Below are 4029 nucleotides of genomic sequence, written 5' to 3'. Positions count from 1 at the left end.
TCTGACCTTCAGGTTATGAGCCTGACGAGGTTTGATCGTTAAGCAAACAGTCCGGTGGACTGTTTGTGGATCGAACGTGCTGTTTGGATTTTGGTTGCGGGGAGAGGATTTGAACCTCTGACCTTCAGGTTATGAGCCTGACGAGGTGAAGACGTTAAGCAATTGATCCAGTGGATCAATTGTAGTCTGAACGGGCTGTGTTGGGGTTTTCTGACGCTGGTTGCGGGAGCAGGATTTGAACCTGCGACCTTCAGGTTATGAGCCTGACGAGCTACCGGGCTGCTCCATCCCGCGTCAGAGTCAGAAAGTATTCATCGTTTTAGAGAGAATGCTGTTTTGTGGGCTTTTACTAGGTTTGGCGGTGACCTACTCTCCCGGGGCTTAAGCCCAAGTACCATTGGCGCGGCAGTGCTTAACTTCCGGGTTCGGGATGGGACCGGGTGTTTCACTTGCGCTATGACCACCAAACCGAGGAAAAGCCCCCGTCGCGACTTTTGCGGAGCAAAAGCGCGACGCGCGGGAGGCAGCGTCTTTTGTTTACAAAAGGCGCGTTCCCGCACGGTTATAGTATCAACCAACAACGTCGCTGTTTGCGCAGCAAAAGCGACGAGCGGGAGGCAGCGTATTCGTTTACGAATGCGCGTTCCCGCGTTTTAGTCATCCATTGTCAAGGTCAGTGTATGCTTTCGGCTTTTTGATTTCGCCTACCGTCTCTCCTTGAGGCGGTGGGTGTCTTTCCATTACTGGATCAAATCAAGCCTATCGGGCGATTAGTACCGGTCAACTGAACGCATTACTGCGCTTACATCTCCGGCCTATTGACGTGGTGGTCTTCCACGGCCCTCAGGGAGACCTTGTTTTGAGGGGGGCTTCCCGCTTAGATGCCTTCAGCGGTTATCCTGTCCGATCATAGCTACCCAGCACTGCCGTTGGCACGACAACTGGTCCACCAGTGGATCGTTCACCCCGGTCCTCTCGTACTAGGGGCAACTCCTCTCAAGTCTCCTACACCCACGGCAGATAGGGACCGAACTGTCTCACGACGTTCTAAACCCAGCTCACGTACCTCTTTAAACGGCGAACAGCCGTACCCTTGGGACCTGCTCCAGCCCCAGGATGAGATGAGCCGACATCGAGGTGCCAAACACTGCCGTCGATATGGACTCTTGGGCAGTATCAGCCTGTTATCCCCGGCGTACCTTTTATCCGTTGAGCGATGGCCCTTCCACTCGGGACCACCGGATCACTATGGCCGTCTTTCGACTCTGCTCGACTTGTCAGTCTTGCAGTCAGGCTGGCTTCTGCCATTGCACTCAACGAGCGATTTCCGACCGCTCTGAGCCAACCTTCGCGCGCCTCCGTTACGCTTTAGGAGGCGACCGCCCCAGTCAAACTACCCGCCACGCAGGGTCCCGGATCCGGATAACGGACCGCGGTTAGACATCAAGAGTGCGAAGGGTGGTATCTCAAGGGAGGCTCCACAGGGACTTGCGTTCCTGCTTCAAAGCCTACCACCTATCCTGCACATCACAATCCTGATGCCAGTGCGAAGCTGTAGTAAAGGTGCACGGGGTCTTTCCGTCTAACCGCGGGAAGCCTGCATCTTGACAGGCAATTCAATTTCGCTGAGTCGATGTTGGAGACAGCGGGGAAGTCGTTACGCCATTCGTGCAGGTCGGAACTTACCCGACAAGGAATTTCGCTACCTTAGGACCGTTATAGTTACGGCCGCCGTTTACCTGGGCTTCAATTCAAGGCTCTCACCTCTCCTTTTAACCTTCAGGCACCGGGCAGGCGTCAGACCCTATACGTCGTCTTGCGACTTCGCAGAGCCCTGTGTTTTTAATAAACAGTCGCCACCCCCTGGTTTGTGCCCCCAGCCCCTAGTTGCCTAGGAACCGGGCCTCCTTCTCGCGAACTTACGGAGGTATTTTGCCGAGTTCCTTCAACATCGTTCTCTCAAGCGCCTTGGTATGCTCTACCAGTCCACCTGTGTCGGTTTAGGGTACGGTCTGATGGAGGGCTATTTCCAGGAACCACTCAGCAGCCCAATCAATCCGATAAGATTGAACTACACCTGTGATCCGTCACATCCTCCTGGCCTAGGAATATTAACCTAGTTCCCATCGCCTACGCCTTTCGGCCTCGGCTTAGGGGCCGGCTTACCCTGCTCAGATTAGCTTTAAGCAGGAACCCTTGGACTTTCGGCGAGAGTGTCTCTCACACTCTTTGTCGCTACTCATGTCATCATTCTCACTAGTGATCTCTCCACGGGATCGCTCACGCGCCCGCTTCATCGAAAGCTCCAAATATCCTCCAAGGCGTTCCGAAGAACGCTAAAGAGGATAGGAACTATGTCACACTACGCTCTGCTACCGATGCTTACGCATCCCTAGACTTCGGCTCATGGCTTGAGCCCCGTTACATCTTCGCCGCAGGACAACTTATTTAGACCAGTGAGCTGTTACGCTATCTTTAAAGGATGGCTGCTTCTAAGCCAACCTCCTGGTTGTTTTGGTCGTCCCACCTGCTTTCCCACTTAGCCATGAATTGGGGGCCTTAGTCGTAGGTCAGGGTTGTTTCCCTCTCCACTACGGACGTTAGCATCCGCAGTGTGTCTGCCATCTAGTACTCCCGGGTATTCGGAGTTTGGTTAGGATCAGTAAGCCTGTGGGGCCCCATTACCCATCCAGTGCTCTACCCCCCGGGGTATTCGGATGACGCTCTACCTAAATAGATTTCGCAGAGAACCAGCTATCTCCGAGTTTGATTGGCCTTTCACCCCTAGGCACAGCTCATCCCGATCCTTTTCAACGGATGTGGGTTCGGTCCTCCAGTAAGTGTTACCTTACCTTCAACCTGGCCATGCCTAGATCACTCGGTTTCGGGTCTGATCCCACGAACTCATACGCCCTATTAAGACTCGCTTTCGCTACGCCTACACCTAACGGCTTAAGCTTGCTCGTGAGACCAAGTCGATGACCCATTATACAAAAGGTACGCCGTCAGCTCGCAAGGAGCCTCCGACTGATTGTAGGCGTTCGGTTTCAGGTACTGTTTCACTCCCCTCGTCGGGGTGCTTTTCACCTTTCCCTCACGGTACTGGTTCGCTATCGGTCAGCAAGGAGTACTTAGCCTTCGAAGGTGGTCCTCCGATCTTCAGACAGAATTTCACGTGTTCCGCCCTACTTAATACGTCCATCAAAGCTTCCTATACGGGGCTGTCACCCGCTATGGCCACGCTTCCCAACGTGTTCTAGTCACTTATCCGGCTCGGCTGGTCCCCGTTCGCTCGCCGCTACTAGGGGAGTATCAATTGATTTCCTTTCCTCCGGGTACTTAGATGTTTCAGTTCCCCGGGTTTGCTCTTAAAACCCTATGTATTCAGGTCTTAAGTACCTGTTTAAGCAACATATTGATTATCAAGGATAACAATATGAAGCTTTCAGGTGGGTTGCCCCATTCAGAAATCCATGGATCAAAGCTTATTCTCAGCTCCCCATGGCTTATCGCAGAGTATCACGTCTTTCATCGCCTCTTGCTGCCAAGGCATTCACCAAACGCCCTTCTCGCGCTTGATTTGATCCAGAAAAAGAAAGACACACGATAGTTGTGCTACCGCCTATTCGGCTACTTGAGCACGATGTCTGCTACGAACTTCGTTCTTCGCAGACTATGTATCAATCGAGACCGCCCAGCTGGTAACTAAAGGCAGTCATTCTTCTGAACCAAAAACATACATTTCCCGCCCCCGCCACTTGGACGAGGACAATTGAGCAACCCCATGTGGTCTCCCAGCCGTGCAGCTGATCAACGCAGGTCGCTCGGGTTAGTATATTTGACTTGGACAACTCTGTTCGTTTCAGTCGCGATACGCACTAAAGGCCGGCTAGACCCAAACTGCGCCGCTTATCCGAAGATAAGAACGACCGAGATCAGTGCCACACTCGGCACGATCAAACAGTGTTGATTGATTTCTCTCTATACGATGTCAATTGCGGCGACTTTCGAAGAAAGTCGTCCGGGTGC

The 4029-nt window shown here is 52.9% G+C and carries 1 tRNA gene and 2 rRNA genes; all 3 read right to left on the bottom strand.

The window, feature by feature from the left end:
• Window positions 1–217 precede the first annotated feature (217 nt).
• Window positions 218–294: transfer RNA gene (locus ACR0K4_RS22780), tRNA-Met, on the bottom strand.
• Between the two features lie 59 nt (window positions 295–353).
• Window positions 354–468, bottom strand: a 5S ribosomal RNA gene (rrf, locus tag ACR0K4_RS22775).
• Window positions 469–749: 281 nt separating this feature from the next.
• Window positions 750–3581, bottom strand: a 23S ribosomal RNA gene (locus ACR0K4_RS22770).
• Window positions 3582–4029 lie beyond the last annotated feature (448 nt).

This window comes from Ruegeria sp. K11, assembly GCF_056531905.1.
Note: the sequence above shows the minus strand (reverse complement) of the source record. Positions and strands in the feature narration are given on the sequence as shown.